Annotated in this window: 11 protein-coding genes and 2 pseudogenes; 5 read left to right on the top strand and 8 right to left on the bottom strand. The window is 66.5% G+C overall.

The window, feature by feature from the left end:
* The first annotated feature begins 902 nt into the window (after positions 1 to 902).
* Complete coding sequence (locus tag C4B68_RS38215) at positions 903 to 1,769, top strand: sigma-70 family RNA polymerase sigma factor family protein (RefSeq protein ID WP_104880044.1); 867 nt, start codon at positions 903 to 905, stop codon at positions 1,767 to 1,769.
* Between the two features lie 289 nt (positions 1,770 to 2,058).
* Here C4B68_RS38215 and C4B68_RS38220 read toward each other — a convergent pair.
* Both C4B68_RS38220 and C4B68_RS38225 read right to left on the bottom strand, forming a co-directional pair.
* Positions 2,059 to 2,961, bottom strand: a pseudogene (locus tag C4B68_RS38220) (RNA polymerase sigma-70 factor); the annotation flags it as partial.
* Between the two features lie 599 nt (positions 2,962 to 3,560).
* Positions 3,561 to 4,436, bottom strand: coding sequence for a sigma-70 family RNA polymerase sigma factor family protein (locus tag C4B68_RS38225; RefSeq protein WP_104880045.1), 876 nt, complete (start codon positions 4,434 to 4,436; stop codon positions 3,561 to 3,563).
* Between the two features lie 462 nt (positions 4,437 to 4,898).
* On the opposite strand from C4B68_RS38225, the gene C4B68_RS38230 reads away from it, so the two are divergent.
* Together C4B68_RS38230 and C4B68_RS38235 are read left to right on the top strand one after the other, a co-directional pair.
* Positions 4,899 to 5,180, top strand: coding sequence for a hypothetical protein (locus tag C4B68_RS38230; RefSeq protein WP_240634611.1), 282 nt, complete (start codon positions 4,899 to 4,901; stop codon positions 5,178 to 5,180).
* A gap of 400 nt (positions 5,181 to 5,580) precedes the next feature.
* Positions 5,581 to 6,531 carry an alpha/beta hydrolase gene (locus C4B68_RS38235; protein WP_099506306.1) on the top strand — a complete coding sequence of 317 codons (951 nt, stop codon included), beginning with the start codon at positions 5,581 to 5,583 and terminating at the stop codon, positions 6,529 to 6,531.
* Positions 6,532 to 6,674: 143 nt separating this feature from the next.
* On the opposite strand, the pseudogene C4B68_RS38240 reads toward C4B68_RS38235, so the two are convergent.
* The 6 genes and pseudogenes from C4B68_RS38240 to C4B68_RS38265 form a co-directional block, all read right to left on the bottom strand.
* A pseudogene (locus C4B68_RS38240) lies at positions 6,675 to 6,776 on the bottom strand (polysaccharide deacetylase family protein); the annotation flags it as partial.
* Between the two features lie 448 nt (positions 6,777 to 7,224).
* Complete coding sequence (locus C4B68_RS38245) at positions 7,225 to 7,452, bottom strand: hypothetical protein (protein ID WP_099506305.1); 228 nt, start codon at positions 7,450 to 7,452, stop codon at positions 7,225 to 7,227.
* Positions 7,453 to 7,545: 93 nt separating this feature from the next.
* Positions 7,546 to 8,145: a YceI family protein gene (locus C4B68_RS38250; protein ID WP_099506304.1), complete on the bottom strand. Its 600-nt coding sequence runs from the start codon at positions 8,143 to 8,145 to the stop codon at positions 7,546 to 7,548.
* A gap of 161 nt (positions 8,146 to 8,306) precedes the next feature.
* Positions 8,307 to 9,053: an SDR family oxidoreductase gene (locus tag C4B68_RS38255; RefSeq protein ID WP_099506303.1), complete on the bottom strand. Its 747-nt coding sequence runs from the start codon at positions 9,051 to 9,053 to the stop codon at positions 8,307 to 8,309.
* Positions 9,054 to 9,331: 278 nt separating this feature from the next.
* A complete protein-coding gene (locus C4B68_RS38260; protein ID WP_167459347.1) occupies positions 9,332 to 11,032 on the bottom strand; it encodes an L-aspartate oxidase in 1,701 nt (566 codons plus the stop codon).
* 286 nt (positions 11,033 to 11,318) lie between these two features.
* Positions 11,319 to 12,551 carry an NAD(P)/FAD-dependent oxidoreductase gene (locus tag C4B68_RS38265; protein ID WP_099506301.1) on the bottom strand — a complete coding sequence of 411 codons (1,233 nt, stop codon included), beginning with the start codon at positions 12,549 to 12,551 and terminating at the stop codon, positions 11,319 to 11,321.
* Between the two features lie 352 nt (positions 12,552 to 12,903).
* On the opposite strand from C4B68_RS38265, the gene C4B68_RS38270 reads away from it, so the two are divergent.
* Both C4B68_RS38270 and C4B68_RS38275 read left to right on the top strand, forming a co-directional pair.
* Positions 12,904 to 13,131 (top strand): hypothetical protein, encoded by a 228-nt coding sequence (locus tag C4B68_RS38270; RefSeq protein ID WP_240634612.1) that lies wholly within the window; start codon positions 12,904 to 12,906, stop codon positions 13,129 to 13,131.
* A 702-nt stretch (positions 13,132 to 13,833) separates the two neighbouring features.
* Positions 13,834 to 16,383 (top strand): SpoIIE family protein phosphatase, encoded by a 2,550-nt coding sequence (locus C4B68_RS38275; RefSeq protein WP_099506300.1) that lies wholly within the window; start codon positions 13,834 to 13,836, stop codon positions 16,381 to 16,383.
* The last annotated feature ends 59 nt before the right edge of the window (positions 16,384 to 16,442 follow it).

A 16,442-nucleotide genomic window follows, 5' to 3' on the forward strand; every position in this document is an offset into this window, starting at 1 on the left:
GATCGCAGCCGCCGGCGGACGGATCCAGCGGCGCGGCGGCTTGCAGGCCGTTCCTTGCCGCCGGGGAGCGCGCGGCGCTTTCGTGCGGCCGTCTTCCGCCCCTGGTCACCGCCCGAGCATCCGTCGAGAAGACAATGCTGTCTGACGTCTCGGCAGCTGCGGGTATGACGGGGCCGAGGAGTAGGGAGGGGCTTCGTCAGCGCTGCCTGACGGGGACCTCTAGGGCGGGACGGTCCGGACTCGGGTCTCGCGGTGGCCGGCCCGGCGATACCCGGAAAGCGATGTCACAACATCTGCGCCTGTCCGGTCTATCTGACGAGCCGATAGAAAATGAGGACACCGTGCGCGAGATCCTGTGTTGTCGGATGCTTGGGCCAGGCAGAAGAGTCCGAGAAGAGGCTACCGCTCCTAGAGAATACACGTCACGGCCGCCGTCCCGCGCCCACGTAGACGACATGGCTGCCCTCTTCTCCACACTCTCGGCTGATGACTACAGGCTTGCCAGGAGTCCGTGCTCTTCGCAGTGCTGCGGCCTGGCCGCCGGGGTGGTCGTTGCCGGTGCGTCACATCGTTCAACGTTTGCCGCAAGGCCGCTGCCGCGGCCGGCCGCGTTGTCAGCGGGCCTGATGGCTGAAGCCGTGGCCGAAACCCGGCCATGTTCATGGGCACTTAGTGATGCCAAGAGCGCACGGAGAGGACTGGCGCCGTACCCGCTTCAGCATCCCGATCCTGTAAGCGGGGAATGGTTATGGATTCTTCGAGCGCCGGACGGAGCTTGGCGACACATGCCCCCCGCACAGTCGAAGAGGAACGCTGCCAACCGTCGTGCACGGACCGGTCTTCTGGATAACTGCCACGGCGGCCGCGTTGTGTGTGGTGTCGTGTGAGAGGGAGGATGCCGTATGGACCAGGCCGATGACGCGGTGTCGATCGTGGAGCTGCTTGATGAGCGGCGGCATCTGCTGGAGGTCGCCTACTGGATGCTGGGCAGCAGCAGTGAGGCCGAGAGTGTCCTTGATGAGACCTACCGGCGGTGGTACGAGCTGTCCGGTCCGGCGCGGGCGCGGATCACGGTGCCCCGTTCCCGGCTTGCGAGGGTGGCGGGCGCCATCTGTCTGGCCCGGCTGGCCCTGCCTGGCTGGAGGGAGGGGGCCGGCGACGCGGGGGCGGCGTATCACCAGAGGATAGAGGAGCAGATCAGTGGCGTTCTGCTGGGTGCGCTGGATTCTCAGTCCCCGGCCGAGCGGGCGGCGTTCGTGCTCAACGATGTCTTCGGGATGACGCCGGGTGCGGTCGCCGACATCGTGGGGCAGACGGAGGCGGAGCGCGCCGAGCCGGCCGACCGCGCGCGCCACAGTCTTCGAACCCGGCGCTCGCGGCCCACGACGCCGCACCAGCATGATGCGGTCGTCCGTGCCGTCCGGCAGGCCTGTGTGACGCAGGACGCGGTCCTCCTGGCGTCGTTGCTGGCGCGCGATGCCACGGCATTCTTCGACGGCGGCGGCAAGATCCGGGCCCTGGTCAAACCGATGCACGGCCATCAGCAGGTCGCCCACAGCCTGCTGACACTGCTCGCCGGGAGCCCGCGCACCACACTGCACACCCAGTCCGTCAACGGCCGGACCGGACTCGTGGTACGCCACGACCACCAAGTGGCCGCGGTCATCAGCTTCGACATCGCCGGCCACCACGTCGTGCAGGTATGGGCCACCCTCAACCCGGACAAACTCCGCTCCTGGAACCAACCCAACCCCACCACACACCCCTGACCCATCCCCACAACAAAAATGGATGGGCCGAACCGGTGGAGAGTCGGCGCCCCGCTGCCGCGGGCGCTCCGGCTCGGGCTGTGAGATCGCGGTGCCGGGCGCAGCGGGCATCCGCTCAGAGGTCCTGACTACCGCGGCCTGCCGGGGCGTTCACCAACCCACGCCCTGGCCGAGCTTGGGCCGCGGAACGACGAATGCCCGTTTTGAGGTGCGACCCCAGGGTATCGGCGGCGCTCGCTTGGTGAGCATGCAGACGCGTACCGCACTGTGCCTCAGGCGCGCCGAGTGCCGACATGGAGCGAGAGCGCGAGTCGAGGTACGTGGTGATCTTGCTCGGGTTGAACACCCACATCAGCTGGTAAATGCCCTCTTGCGAGGCCGCTATCGTCATGAAGGTCGTGGGCCGACCGTCCCGGTGGATCATCACGGCGGAACGTCCATTGGCCTGGATACCCTGGACGTCTACCTCGCTCCAGAGCCGCGCATAAGTCGCCAGTTTCGCCACGCGTGCGCGGCCCAGAACCGGGATGCGAGCGGTGCCTCGAATGCCGTTGCCATCGGAGAGACTGACGGCATCTGGCGTGAGGAGAGCCTCCAGCGAGGCAACATTTCCCGTTCGCGCCGCCAAGACGAAGGCTTCGAGGAGCCTTCGGTGCTCCGCCGTGTCCACGGTCTCCCGCTGCTCGGCCGAGAGATGTTTGCGGGCCCGGCTCACGATCTTCCGCACGTTGACAGGACTGAGGTGAAGAATTTCAGCGATTTCGGCGTAGTCGTAGTCGAATGCCTCTCGCAGGACGTATGCGGCCCGCTCGTTGGGATTCAGCTTCTCCAGCACGAGGAGCAGAGCCAGCTCCAGAGCCTCGCCCCGCTGAGCGCCCACCTCCGGGTCGGTGCTCGTGTCAATGGGCTCGGGCAGCCACGGACCGATGTAGGTTTCGCGGCGCACACGGGCAGACTGAGCCACATTGATGGCCAGCCGGGTGGTGGTACTCGACAGATACGCCACGGGGCTGACCACTGCCGAACGATCAGTCTTCTGCCAACGCAGCCACACTTCCTGAACCACATCTTCGGCCTCGACTGCACTTCCCAGCACGCGGTATGCGATGCCAAAAAGACGTGGACGGACCTCCACGAAGCCAGAAACGGCCTGGTCCAGGGTACTTTGCGTGGGGCGCGTCTCAAGACACATGATCCTGATGTCTCCGTTCCTCGTGCTGTGTGGCGCGATCCTGCGGCCGCTGATGGCCCGTTCCTTCAACCGGCTCCTGGCACAGCGTTCCGGCCGGCAAGTGCTCCCAAGCTGGCTACCCGGCTCCCGCAAGGGCTGTGGTCACTGGAAATCACGGCTGCTCGCGTCCGCTTCATTGACCGGGACCACATCCATTCTGTGACAGGTTTGCCGTGCCAAGTTGTTGCCAGCGTTCGGAGTGGAGACACCGCAGTGTGCAGGGTGTCATCCCACGCTCACCGCCCTTCCAGGGGGGTAACAACGTTCACAGCACCAGGAGCTACCTGTCGCCCTCAACGGTGTACTGGAAGGTGTACACCTTCGTGCGGTGCCTGCGCGGTGCTGCCCCAGTCGTTGATCCGGTTGATGGCGCTGCCACTCCCAGTCCGGGGACGCTGCCGTGTCCTATGACGTGTTGCGCTGCCAGTCCATGGGAATACCGAAGCGGTTGGCCAGTTACATGACGAGTTCCGTGCTGGTCCCGTACTGGGTCTGGGTGCACCAGGTTCGCCGGCGGCAGCGTAGGCTCTCATTGCCCGAGTGCTCTGTCTATGGTGTCGCTATGTCTTTGGTGGACCGGGAGCAGCGCTGGGTTGGTTCCAGGAGCGGAGTTTGTCCGGGTTGAGGGTGGCCCATACCTGCACGACGTGGTGGCCGGCGATGTCGAAGCTGATGACCGCGGCCACTTGGTGGTCGTGGCGTACCACGAGTCCGGTCCGGCCGTTGACGGACTGGGTGTGCAGTGTGGTGCGCGGGCTCCCGGCGAGCAGTGTCAGCAGGCTGTGGGCGACCTGCTGATGGCCGTGCATCGGTTTGACCAGGGCCCGGATCTTGCCGCCGCCGTCGAAGAATGCCGTGGCATCGCGCGCCAGCAACGACGCCAGGAGGACCGCGTCCTGCGTCACACAGGCCTGCCGGACGGCACGGACGACCGCATCATGCTGGTGCGGCGTCGTGGGCGCCGAGCGCCGGGTTCGAAGACTGTGGCGCGCGCGGTCGGCCGGCTCGGCGCGCTCCGCCTCCGTCTGCCCCACGATGTCGGCGACCGCACCCGGCGTCATCCCGAAGACATCGTTGAGCACGAACGCCGCCCGCTCGGCCGGGGACTGAGAATCCAGCGCACCCAGCAGAACGCCACTGATCTGCTCCTCTATCCTCTGGTGATACGCCGCCCCCGCGTCGCCGGCCCCCTCCCTCCAGCCAGGCAGGGCCAGCCGGGCCAGACAGATGGCGCCCGCCACCCTCGCAAGCCGGGAACGGGGCACCGTGATCCGCGCCCGCGCCGGACCGGACAGCTCGTACCACCGCCGGTAGGTCTCATCAAGGACACTCTCGGCCTCACTGCTGCTGCCCAGCATCCAGTAGGCGACCTCCAGCAGATGCCGCCGCTCATCAAGCAGCTCCACGATCGACACCGCGTCATCGGCCTGGTCCATACGGCATCCTCCCTCTCACACGACACCACACACAACGCGGCCGCCGCATCGATCGACCTCGTCGCAGGTCACGAGGGCTGAAGCAGACCCGGCCTCGTCGGCCGGATGCTTCTCTCCACGTCTCCGTGCTTGGGGAAGGCGGTGCAGCAGGCGGCGATGAAGTCCTCGTGTACGCCGTCCTTTCTTTCTCCACACGTTCGACTATTTAGACCGGACAAACGTAGACCTTGTGACATGGGCCGACCATGCGCAGCCACCGGCGGGCTGATACTGGAAGACGATTACTACGGGGGAGTCACTCGCGCCCGGGTGCGGCTCGGCTGGATGGTCCTGCCGGAGGAACTGGCCCGGAGATCGTTGCAGCCTGGGCCCCTGTCGTCAAACGTTGGCAGGTGAGCTATCGCGAAGGATCTTGAGCAGATTGCGAGTCGCCCAGTGATCCGGGACCTATACAACGTCCGCTTGCGGCCTGCCGAGGGCACTGCGACACCGCTGACTGAACAAGAAGAGCAGCGCTACCGGGCTGTGTTGTTCAGCGAACTTGGAAACAAGATCGCCGACCAAGGCTGGGTACGTTACCCGGCGTACACGCCGGAAGAGCGCCGTCGGCTCGTCGATGTCGCGCACCGCCTCACCGCCTACTGGGGGCAGCAGGTGTTCGTCGAAGCCGAAGACCAGTGCCGCCTTAGGCTCTGCCTCGCCGGATACGAAGCGTTGCCAAAGACGTTGCCGGCGCGTCCCTGAATCTTGGCAACATCAACGACTGCACCCAGTTCACCACGGTGATGGAAGCGACGGGTGCCCCGCACCCGCATCGCAGACAAGGGATACAGCTCGAAGGCGATCCGTACCAGGCTGCGCCGGCGGGGCATCGTTCACCGCCGACTCCTACCAGGCAGCCGTCACCCTGGCATTCCTGCTGATGTGGGCGTGACTTTGACGACAACTCCTAGTGACATTTCGCCTTGCAGCCCCATGGGATACGAGGATCGGCCACCTCGACTGCCGTGCTCCACATGATCTGGATCTCCCCTGAAAGGCCGGTGACGAAAAATTCGTCCGTCGGCGGCGTCACACTTCCGATGGGTGCCGTGTCATAAGGGTGGAAGCAGCACACATGCCTGCCAACCCCAGGAGTACAGACATGAACAAGCCAATTCTTGAGCCTGCAGCCCAGGAGCTTGCGGAGGCTACGGCCAACCCGCCTTTCCTGTATGAGCTTGGTCCGGAGGCCGCTCGGGAGGTTCTCGACAACCTGCAGGCGGCGCCCGTTGAGAAGCTCGACGTGCAGGACACGTGGATCACGGTACCCGCCGAGGTTGGCGATGTGCAGGTACGCATTGTCAAACCCGTCGATGTCGAGGACGCTTTGCCGGTCGTCCTCTACGTGCACGGCGGAGGCTGGGTCCTCGGGAATGCGGGTACCCACGACCGCTTGGTGCGCGAGCTGGCCGTCGGCGCGAATGCCGCGGTGGCGTTCGTCGAGTACGACCGTTCCCCGGAGGCCAAATACCCGGTTGCCATCGAGCAGGCGTATGCAGCAGCTCGTTGGATCACGGAGAAGGGTGCCCAGGAAGGCCTGGATGCCTCTCGTATGGCTGTTGCCGGGGATTCCGTCGGCGGCAACATGGCCGCGGCGCTGACCATCATGGCCAAGCAGCGCGGCGATGTGTCCTTCGTGCATCAGTCGCTGTACTACCCCGTCACGGACGCTGCCCAGGACACCGACAGCTATCGGGAGTTCGCAGACGGTCCCTTCCTCACCGCGAAGGGCATGGCCTGGTTCTGGGACTGCTACACCGCTGACCCCGCCCAGAGGGCCGAGATCACCGCGTCGCCGCTGCGGGCCGACCTGAAGGATCTGGAAGGGCTGCCGCCCGCGCTCGTCATCGTCGACGAGAATGACGTGCTCCGGGACGAGGGTGAGGCTTACGCCCGCAAGCTGACGCAGGCCGGCGTTCCCACCGTCAGCGTCCGCTACAACGGCATTCTGCACGACTTTTTGATGCTCAACCCCATCCGGTCCACGGGTGCCGCCACTGCCGCGACCCAGCAGGCCATTCACACGCTGCGCACTGCGCTTCGCACCGACTGAGCTTCAGCTGAGGGGCGTCGCACGACAAACAGCACCTGTTTGTTTGCAGCCACGGCACTCGCGTGTTCGGGAATCTTACGGGGGCATGAAGTGTCCCCGTATCCCCGGCTCATTGACGCCACACCGGCATCATGAGCAGCGCGGATGCCGGGTACGGCGGGCACGGTGCCGTCGTAGATGTCGTGCAGCAGGATGATTCCGTCCCGGCCGGCCTGGTCGAGGGTGCGCTCCTCGATCAGGGCGGCTGTGGCGTCCTGAGTGCGGGCCAGTTCGTCGCGGATCGCGTCCTTGTCGAGCGTGTCGAGCGTGTCGAGCACCTCGGTGCCGGCCGCCTTGCGTCCGGCGGAGCCGGGGCTTCCCTTCTCCGCCAGTGAAGGCTGCGGCGTCCTTCAGGGCGTCTGCGCGGGCCTCGGAGGGCGAGGCGGAGTCGGCCAGCAGCCGGTGAAGGCGAGGGTGGCGAGCGAAATCGCGGTGAGTGCGGAGGCAATCCTGGGCCGGGTCCGACCCCGGTATGGACGCGGACATGACAATGCATAGCGTGCATACATGGGGTATGTACGGGTCCTGCGGCTGGTGATCAAAGCCCGGCCGCAGGACCACCACTTCGTACGGCCGCCGAACAGCGAACGGAACGCAGCCCCATCACTGGCTGCTTCAGGGCTCGCACACGGTTGCCCCCGGACGCGGACCGAGTCACTCTGTCCGGTCTCCGCCTGAGTGTTCTTCGTCGACGGCGACACTGGAGGGGACTGCTGAACAGGCAGCCTGGTGCAGCGCGTTGGACATGGCGCGCATCCGCTCGTTGAGCTCTGCGAGCGCTTTGCGAAGCTCGATGACACGGGTCTCGAGCTCGGCGGCTTCGGCGGCCAGTGCCACCACGGTGGCCGTGAGGGCGAGTCGGTTCTCAGATGCTGCGGTCATCAGGCGTCCTACTTCGGCAGGGCCGGAAGAATTCTGGCCGGCGCCCCAGACGCCCATGACCGGAGGTCTGATGTGCCGACAGGCGTACCGTCGTCAGGCAGCGGCGGACTGGGCCAGCTGCACTGCCGAGATGTCGAAGATCAGCTTCACCTTGTCGCTGACGAGAACGCCTCCTGCTTCCAGCATTGTGTTCCAGTTGAGCCCCCAGTCGGAACGCTGCAGGGTGGCTGTGCCCTCGAAGCCGATCCGGCTCTTTCCGTTGGAGTCCCGGCCTGTCCCGCCAATCGCGAGGTCGATGCTGATGGGCAGTTCGACATCCTTGATCCTGAGGCGCCCCCACAGGCGGAAATCCTCGTCACCGACAGGGACGAGCAAGGTGGAGCGGAAGGTCATCAGGGGAAACGTCAATGAGTCGAAGAAGTCGGGTCCCGTGAGGTGTGCGTCCCGATCCTGAATGCCCGTGGCCAGACTGCCGGTCTGGACACTCACATAGGCCTTGGACCGGGTGGGCCGGGTCCCGTCGAGTTTCAGAAGCCCTTCGAAGGCGTCGAATCTCCCCCACACGTTCGAGACCATGGCGTGCCGGACAGAGAAGCCAACCAGGCTGTGGACCGGGTCGATGGTGTAGACACCCGTCAGTGCTCTGTGCGGGCGGATACCGGAAACATTGTTGTGCTTGCGGTTCTTGAGCATGGTGAGCCGCTTCCTTCGTGCAAGGGACATCGGGATTGCGTTGGGCGAGGTCTCGGCATGGCTCGGAGCTACTGACCTGCGCATGCGGCATGCGGCGATGTGAGCCCGCGGGCCGGAGCGTGGGGGTGGCCCTGACGGCGCAGGGCCACCCCCACAAGGACTTACTGCTGCTGCGCGAGCCAGTCGGTGAAGCGAGTCTCGGCGATGTGCGCGTCGGGTCCGGGAAGGAGGCTGGTCTCCTCGAGCTCGGAGCCGAAGTACCGGGCGTGAGGTTGCGCCACGACGGTGCGAGGGTCGTTCTCGGCGGCGAGGCCCTGGCGGATGAATTCGTCGAACTGGAACGCCTCGGGACCGGCAACCTCCACCACGCCGTTGACGGGTGTGCCGACGGCCGTTCGGCCCACGGCGGCGGCCACGTCATCGGAGTACATGGGCTGGATCTTGGCGGCGGGGACACGCACGGTGTCGCCCTCGGTCGCCGCGTCCGCGATGCCCTTCATGAACTCGAAGAACTGCGTGGCGTGGACGATGGAGTACGGGATTCCTGATGCCTTGATGAGCTCCTCCTGCGCCAGCTTGGCGCGGAAGTAGCCGCTCTCCTCGAGCCGGTCGGTGCCGACGATGGAGAGCGCGACATGGTGGGTCACACCGGCGTCCGCCTCCGCCTTGAGGAGGTTGGTGGTTGAGGTGCGGAAGAACTCCATGACGGCGTCGTCCTCGAACGACGGGGAGTTCGACACGTCTACCACGACCGCGGCACCCTGCAGTACCGCCGCCAGGCCCTCACCCGTCAGTGTGTTGACGCCGGTGTTGGGCGCGGCAGGCACCGCCTCGTGGCCGTGCTCCTTGAGCTTGCCGACCAGCTTCGAGCCGATGAGGCCGGTTCCACCGATCACTACAACCTTCATGATTGCAATCACCTCCGTAGGTTCTTGATGCGCGACGGGCGCCTTGGGATGAGCCGCTCGACCGCAGCGCTCAATGTTGTCTGCAATAGGAAAGACAGGACGGTCACTGTGTTTGTGACAGCACCCCGCCTGGATGCGGACGTTCTCCTCAACCGGGCGGGCGAGCCCGGGACAGCACCACCGAGTTGCACCGTGCATGTCCACGTGACATTACGAGTATGTGCGTATGCAAGGGATAAGCCTGCAGGCGCCCTGTGCTGTAAGGCGAACCCGGCAGGTTACTCGGCGAGCTTTCCTTCGGTCGAGACCTCTTCCATCAGAGAGGAAATCTCGTCCGGGATGGCGGTGATGCTCTCGCGTGTGATCCCCGTGCTCGGTGACCACACGAGGTTGACCTGGAGTGCGGGATCCATGTCCGGGTAGTCGCTGCGGTTGTGGCAGCCGCGGGTCTCACGGCGCTCGAGTGCCGCTTCGAGTGTGGCCCGGGCGGCCAGAGCTGCGGACTTGAGGTCGAAGGCGTGCGCGAGATCCTGGTAGCCGGCGATGTCGGGATGGATGCCGACGTGCTCCATCCTCTTTTCGATCTCAGCGAGTTCCGTCAGCCCGGCACGCAGCCCTTCCTCGTCGCGTACGACTCCTGCGTGCTCGGTCATGGTGTTACGGATGGCGCGCTGCAGTGCGCGGACGTTCTCCGGCCCGTCCGCGGCGAGCAGGTCGTCGACCTCCGCACGGGCCTCGGACACCGCCGATGCCGACCGCGGTTGCGCAGTCAGCGACTCCGAGTAGGCGGCGGCTGCCTGCCCGGTGATGCGGCCGTAGACCAGCAGCTCGATGAGGCTGTTGCCGCCGAGACGGTTGGCGCCGTGCAGCCCGCTCGACGCCTCACCGATGGCGTAGAGGCCGCGGACGTCGGTGCTGTGGTCCTCGGGCCGGACCCAGACCCCGCCCATCGAGTAGTGCGCCGTGGGCGCGACCTCGATCGGCTCGCGGGTGATGTCCAGCATCTGCAGGTCCAGAAGCGTCTGATAGACCCGGGGGAGCCGGGTCATGATCGTCTGCCGGGGGAGGTGGGAGACGTCGAGCCATACCCCGCCCTTGGCTGTGCCGCGTCCTTCCCTGATTTCCGTGTACGAGGCGAGGGCCACGCGGTCACGGGTGGAGAGTTCCATGCGCTCGGGATCGTAGCGGTCCATGAACCGCTCCCCGAGCCCGTTGCGCAGGATGCCGCCCTCGCCGCGTGCGGCCTCGCTGACCAGGGTGCCCGCAGCATTCTCCGGCTCGATGATGCCGGACGGGTGGAACTGGACCAGCTCCGGGTCGCGCAGGCGGGCCCCGGCCTCGACGGCCAGCCGGAACGAGTCACCGGTGTTCTCGTCCCGTCGCGAGGAGGTGCGCCGCCAGATCCGGGTGTGGCCGCCGGCCGCGAGGATGACGGCGTCGGCGTGGATGAGGTAACGCGTTCCGTTCGTGAGGTCGAAGCCGTAGGCCCCGAACACGGCACCGTCATGAACCAGGAGCCGGGTGATGTAGACGCTGTCGAGCATGGGAATGTTGAGCTGGCCTGCGCGTCTGATGAGGGTGCGCTGGATCTCCAGGCCGGTGTAATCGCCGGCGAAGGCAGTGCGCCGGAACTTGTGCGCGCCGAAGAATCGCTGGGAGATACGGCCGTCATCCTCCCTGGCGAAGGCCATGCCGTAGCGCTCCAGATCGTCGATGCCCAGGGCGGCGCCCTGGGTGACGATCTCGGCGGTGCGCGGATCGGCGAGCAGGTAGCTCTCCTTGAGGGTGTCCGCGGCGTGCTGTTGCCAGCTGTCCCCGGGGTCCATCGTGGCCAGGGCCGCGTTGATTCCCCCGGCGGCGAGGGCCGTGTGGGCGTCGTCCTTGGGGCGCTTGCCGACGGCGAGGACATCGATACCGGCCTCGGCCAGCTCGATCGCCGCGCGCAGGCCGGCTCCGCCGGTACCGATCACCAGCACCATGGTGGACAGACGTTGTTCGGTGATAGCCACGATTACTCCGATTGCCTTGGGCGTCATTGAGTACGACCGGGCGATCGAGGTAATTGTGACACCGGGGTCGCGGATTTTCCGTCTCAGGAGGGCCGTGCCGAAGAACGTCCCGCGGTCCGGCGGCGGGCTGCGCCACGGGTTCGCTTCATCGCTGCTGCCAGGCGCCATGCCCGGCACGGTATGTGTGCGCTGGTACGTGGGTGAGAAGGTGACGCTGGCCTGCGATGTCGTCGCCCCTCACCCTCGTGGGTGAGCGTCAGGGGAGGAGGCTCTCCAGGGGGACACCGGGATCGGCGAGGCGGGCGTCGTCTACGCCGGCCTCGGACAGGATCAAGGAACGGATCGGATCGATGACGTCCCAGACATTGACGCTCATCCCCGCAAGGACACGGTTGCCCGACATCCAGAAGGCGATGAACTGCCGTTCGGCGACGTTGCCGCGGAAGACCACGCGGTCGTAGCCGCCTGGTTCCGTGTACCCCACGTACTCCATCCCGAGGTCGTACTGATCGGTGTAGAAGTACGGAAGCCTGTCGTAGACGGCGTCCGCGCCGAGCATGCTCAGCGCGGCTGTGTCCGGCTGGTTCAAGGCATTGGCCCAGTGCTCGACGCGGATGTGACGGTCGAGCAGCGGGTGGTAGGCGTTGGCGACGTCACCCGCGGCGTAGATGTCGGGCACCGAGGTCCGCAGGTGCTGGTCGGTGACGATGCCATTCCGCACGTCCAGGCCCGCTTCCTCCGCAAGTCGGACGTTGGGTGTGATGCCGATGCCCACGACCACGGCGTCCGCGGCCAGGTGGCTGCCGTCGGCGAGCGTCACCCCGTCCACGCGACCGCGGGTTCCGGTGATGCTCTCGACCTGCGCGCGGGGGCGCAGATCCACCCCGTGATCCTTGTGCAGACCGGCGAACACTTCTGCCGCCTCGCGCCCGAGCACCTTCAGCAACGGCAGCTCCGAGTGTTCGAGCACCGTCACCTCCGCCCCGGCCATCCGGGCGGCCGCGGCGGTCTCGAGGCCGATCCAGCCGCCGCCGATGACGACGATCTTCGCCCCCTCGGTGAAGGCGGTTTTAAGCCGTTCGCTGTCTCCCACGCGCCGCAGATACAGAACGTTGTCGAGGTCTGCTCCGGGAATCGAGAGGCGGCGCGGAGACGAACCGGTCGCCAGGAGCAGTTTGGCGTAGGGCACGCGACGCCCGTCGTCCAGTTCCACCTCCCTGGCCCGCCCATCGACAGCCCTCACACTCGTGCCCAGGAACAGGTCGACTCCGTGCTCCGTGTACCAGTCCTCGGGGTGCACGAAGATCGAGTCGCGCTCCTCCTTGCCCAGCAGGTAGCCCTTGGAAAGCGGCGGCCGGAGGTAGGGCCGCTCCGGCTCGTCGCCGATGATGAGGAGCGGGCCGCTGTGGCCGTGCTCCCGCAGTGCCTCCGCCGCCTTGCCCGCGGCCAGACCGCCTCCGACGATCACGAAAGGTTTTACTGGGGACATGATGTTCCTCATCTCGGATGTCGCATGCCGCGAGCCATGTGGTGAAGTCACCCATCAGACCGTGTGACGGTGCGCCCTGTGACAACTGGCCGTTCAGCCATTGAGATGCTCGCGGCAATAGGAGACGCCGGCTCGGGCCCGCGGACCCCGGCGTACAGGTACGAGCCACTGTCACAACATCACGGGTTCCCTGGTCGTATGGCTGACGAGCTCGTGCATGGTGTGCGGTGAGGCGCTCGGCAGCCGTGATCGTTGATCATGGTTACGTGGTGGGGGATGCGACGCACGGGGTGACCAGCAGCAACCGGCGGATCACGGACCTGAGGGCCGGCGTGATCGCTGATCTCGTAGCGTGCGTGCGCTGCTCGCCGAGTGGGGATGCACCATCAGCCCGGACGTGCGGCTGCGGATCCTGGCCGACGTCCTCGACCATCTCGGCGCGACCGGGAAGACCGGCATCGTCGACGGCACCGGGACACGGGGCCGGCGGCAGGCCGCCGGACCCAAGGACCGGGACAAGTTCATCTCCGCCAAGCACAAGCAGAAAGCCTTGCTGAGCACACGGACCACGGAACCCTGAGCCCAGGCCCGCGCCCCCCGCTGGTCAGTGCCGGGGGTCGTCGTCCCTCAGTTCGCCGCTGTGAGCGTCAACGAGCGTGCCGACGCGGCGACCGCCTCGGCGGTGGGCAACGGCTTCGGGCGCCCACAGCCGCAGCGCGACCTGCCCGGCAGCGGCCTCCTTCGGGCCAATGACCTCCTGGTACGGCACGAGCCGGGCGGCCCGGATGTGGGCGGCTCTGAACGAGGACGTCCAGGACGTTGCCGTCCTGGACCACCGCTCGCCACGTTACTGCCGCTCGCCGGTGACCTTGACGAACACCTCATACCTGACCTCCGCCGGGAACCGGGAACCGGCACGCCCCTGTACGACGACGCCATGAATTCCCCTCCTGACGGCCAACGCCCGAGGATCGTCCCAGGCAGTCAGCCCGCCAACCAAGTCGTCAGTGCCTGATAACGGCCTTGGTGACGGAGGTGGTACCAGGCGCGGCTGCGTCTCTGTCACAGATCAGAGCACCATCCGGTCAATCACCCAAAAGATGCAAATTGGGTCGGATTCGTGACCATATCGGCGTCTGGAATCGAGAGCGGAGGTGAGGCGCGGGTTGCTCCAGGTGTCCACCCTGCCGTGGCCCTGGCTGCCGCTGTCGCAGCCGTCCACGCATCGGCTTCCTGTGCCCGATACCGCCCCTCCGTCACCCATGTAAGGACAACATTTTCGATGATGAGCACTACCAATGTGACGCTCGGTAAGCACCGCAACGCGCGTGAGCCATCAGAGTTGGTGGTCGCGATGCTCGACGAGCCTGGGACGGTGGTCGCATGGACGCAGGCCGCCGAGCAGCTTGTCGGGTATTCCGCCGGGGACGTTGTGGGCAGGTCTGCCGCACTCCTACTGTCATCGACCGAGGAAGCGCAGACGATATCGGCGTTCGTCGAGCAGTGCCGTGCCCAAGACGGCTCGTCGGGCACGACGGCCGTGCGCCACCGAGACGGCCGCATCCTCCACGTCAACCTGCGGATCTCGATGTTGTGGGGGCAGCACGGAACGGTGCGGTGGCTCGTGTCGGTGACCCACATGGACACGCTCCCCGGGAAAGTGGTGAACGGATCGGTGCGGGAGTCACTTCTTGCCCGGGCACCGATCGGCATCGTCGTTCGTGACCCGCAGCTGCGTTGTACCTGGGTGAATGACACGATGGAGAGCCACGACGGCATTTGCCGTGAGCGACGGCTCGGGCGTCACATCAGTGATGCTTGGCCCGGCCCCAAGGCCGAAGCGCTCGACGTGGTGATGCGGCAGGTGCTGAAGAGCGGCACCACCAAGGTCCACGAGTTCCGGAGGTGGCTGCCGACGGGCCCGCGACGGGAGCACACATTCGCGGGTTCGTGCTTCTGCCTCCAAGGCGCCGACGGTCAAGCGCTGGGGGTAGCCGTCATCAGCGTTGATGTCACCGAGAGCCAGCGGGCGCAGGAGTGCCTTGCCATCCTCAGCGAGGCCAGTACGCGCCTGGGCGGCACCCTGGACGTGATGCGGATCAGCCAGGAACTGGCCGACCTTGCCGTGCCCCTGCTCGCCGACTACGCCGCCGTCGACCTTGAGCAGTCGGTCCCGTTCGGCGAAGGGCCCCCGGTCCACATCGGCCTCATGGGCGAGCGCCTGCCTATGTTCCGACGTGCCGGTCTGGCCTCGATCCGCCAAGGTGTCCCAGAATCCCCATGGGCGCGCGGTGAGTCGGTCCCCGTGCCGTCCGCCTCACCCTTCACCGAGGTCCTGCGCACCGGGTCTTCCCATCTGGAGCCGATCCTCGACACCGCACCGGGCACATGGATCGACCAGGACCCTGCACGGGCGCAGATGATCCATGAAAACGGCGTGCACTCCGTGATGGTCGTACCCATCCGTGCGCGGCGCGCCCTGCTGGGCGTGGCGTTTTTCATTCGCACCGAGAACCCGGTGCCGTTCCAGGAGTTCGATCTGATCCTGGCCGAAGAACTCGTCAGTCGCGCAGCGCTGACCTTGGACAATGCTCGCCAGTACACCCGCGAACAGACCGCGGCCCTCGCGCTGCAACGCAACCTGCTCCCTCACCGTTTGAGGGGCGGCATGGCAGTCGAGGCGGCCTCGCGCTACCTGCCCGCGGACATGGATCACGGCGTCGGGGGAGACTGGTTCGATGTGATCCCGCTGTCCGGCGCCCGGGTGGCCCTCGTGGTCGGCGATGTGGTCGGGCACGGCATCAACGCTGCCGCGACCATGGGCAGGCTGCGCACCGCCGTCCACACGCTGGCCGACATGGAGCTGCCCCCCGACGAACTGCTGACCCACCTCGATGACACGGTCCAGCGACTGGCCGAGGAAGAGGCCGACGCCCCGGACCAGACCCCCGCGGTTGTGGGCGCCACCTGCCTGTATGCCGTCTACGACCCGGTCACCCGCCGGTGCACCATGGCACGGGCCGGGCACCTCCCGCCCGCGATCATCGACCCGCAGGGCCGGGTCACCTTCCCCGACCTTCCCACCGGAGCCCCACTCGGCATCGGGCTGGGGGTCCCTTTCGAGGCCGTGGAGCTGGAACTGCCCGAGGGAAGTCTCCTCGCCCTGTACACCGACGGCCTGATCGAGAGCCGCGACCGCGACATCGACGTGGGAATGCACCGCCTGGGCGCCGCCCTGGCACAACCAGGCCTCTCCCTGGAAGACCTCTGCACCCGCGTGACGGAGACCTGCCCGGGTCGGGCACCGTCCGACGATGTCACCCTGCTCCTGGTCCGGACCCGCTCACTCAGCCCGACCCAGGTCGCCTCCTGGAAGCTGCCGGGTGACCTGACCGCTGTCCGCAGCGCCCGGCACATGGCAGCCCGCCAGCTGACCGAATGGGGCCTGGAAGGTCTCAAGGACCCCACCAATCTGATTGTCAGTGAACTGGTCACCAACGCCGTCTGCCACAGCACCGGCCCGATCGGTCTGCGTCTGATCCAGCACCAAGTCCTGACCTGCGAGGTGTTCGATACCAGCGTCGGCTCCCCGCATCTGCGTCGCGCACGCACCATCGACGAGAACGGCCGCGGCCTGTTCCTGGTTGCCCAGCTGTCCCGCAGATGGGGCTCCCGATCGCTATCGGACGGCAAGGTCGTCTGGGCCGAAGAAGACCTGGGCCCCGCACCCTCACAGGCACGGGCCTTCGGCACGCCGCCCGCACTTGAGGAGCAACTGGAAGACGCCTCCCCATCGCGAGCATCCGACATGCACGTCAACCAACAAGAATGAAAGGGCGCGTGCCGCCCCGGCACGTCCTCCGCATGAGCGCCCCGGACGCGCGAGAACCG

This window comes from Streptomyces dengpaensis, from assembly GCF_002946835.1.
Lineage (GTDB): Bacteria > Actinomycetota > Actinomycetes > Streptomycetales > Streptomycetaceae > Streptomyces > Streptomyces dengpaensis.

What these genes read in the sequence shown, in the direction of transcription:
- C4B68_RS38215 (WP_104880044.1), top strand. Translation starts at nt 903, where the DNA reads ATGGACCAGGCCGATGACGCGGTGTCGATCGTGGAGCTGCTTGATGAG.
- C4B68_RS38225 (WP_104880045.1), bottom strand. Translation starts at nt 4,436, where the DNA reads ATGGACCAGGCCGATGACGCGGTGTCGATCGTGGAGCTGCTTGATGAG.
- C4B68_RS38235 (WP_099506306.1), top strand. Translation starts at nt 5,581, where the DNA reads ATGAACAAGCCAATTCTTGAGCCTGCAGCCCAGGAGCTTGCGGAGGCT.
- C4B68_RS38245 (WP_099506305.1), bottom strand. Translation starts at nt 7,452, where the DNA reads ATGACCGCAGCATCTGAGAACCGACTCGCCCTCACGGCCACCGTGGTG.
- C4B68_RS38250 (WP_099506304.1), bottom strand. Translation starts at nt 8,145, where the DNA reads ATGCTCAAGAACCGCAAGCACAACAATGTTTCCGGTATCCGCCCGCAC.
- C4B68_RS38255 (WP_099506303.1), bottom strand. Translation starts at nt 9,053, where the DNA reads ATGAAGGTTGTAGTGATCGGTGGAACCGGCCTCATCGGCTCGAAGCTG.
- C4B68_RS38260 (WP_167459347.1), bottom strand. Translation starts at nt 11,032, where the DNA reads ATGGTGCTGGTGATCGGTACCGGCGGAGCCGGCCTGCGCGCGGCGATC.
- C4B68_RS38265 (WP_099506301.1), bottom strand. Translation starts at nt 12,551, where the DNA reads ATGTCCCCAGTAAAACCTTTCGTGATCGTCGGAGGCGGTCTGGCCGCG.
- C4B68_RS38275 (WP_099506300.1), top strand. Translation starts at nt 13,834, where the DNA reads ATGATGAGCACTACCAATGTGACGCTCGGTAAGCACCGCAACGCGCGT.